1 protein-coding gene is annotated in these 618 nt (G+C 59.1%); it reads left to right on the top strand.

Annotated elements, in window-relative coordinates:
* Window positions 1–618: ShlB/FhaC/HecB family hemolysin secretion/activation protein (locus tag ACERY3_RS25330; RefSeq protein WP_373226798.1), on the top strand; the 618-nt coding region annotated here is incomplete at both ends.

Raw genomic sequence — 618 nt, 5'->3', positions numbered from 1 at the left:
TTGAAATTCTGCCGGGAACGCAGGCCGGATATTCCATCGTTAATCTCACGGGCAAGCCGGAATTTCCGTTAAGTGCATCCGTGAGCCTGGATAATAGCGGGCAGAAGAGCACCGGTGAAAACCAGCTGAGCGGCGTGCTCACCGCCAATAATATGCTGGGGCTGGCGGATAAATGGTTTGTCAGCGGCGGGCGCAGCAGTGATTTTGCCAGCGCGTACGATGCGCAGAATTTCCAGGCGGGCGTCAGCGTGCCGTCCGGCTACGGCCTGCTGGACTACAGCTACGCCTGGAGTAACTACCGGACCACCATCAGTAACCAGGGCTTCAACTGGCTCTCCACGGGCGATACGAAAACCCACCGCCTTAACGCGTCCTGGGTGGTTTTTCGCAACGGGGATGTCAAAACCGGCATTGCGGCGGGCGTGGTTCAGCGCTCCAGCCGCAACTGGCTGAACGACGCGCCGCTTAAGAGCAGCACGCGCAACCTCTCCAGCCTGGTCCTGGGAATTACCCACACGCAAAAAATGCTGGGCGGCGTGGCGACCTTCAACCCGACCTGGAGCCACGGCATGCCGTGGTTCAATGCCGAAACCGACGAAAATAAATCCGGGGATATGC

Origin of the sequence: Enterobacter cloacae complex sp. ESBL7, from assembly GCF_041679625.1 — a bacterium.
Lineage (GTDB): Bacteria > Pseudomonadota > Gammaproteobacteria > Enterobacterales > Enterobacteriaceae > Enterobacter > Enterobacter asburiae_B.
Note: the sequence above shows the minus strand (reverse complement) of the source record. Positions and strands in the feature narration are given on the sequence as shown.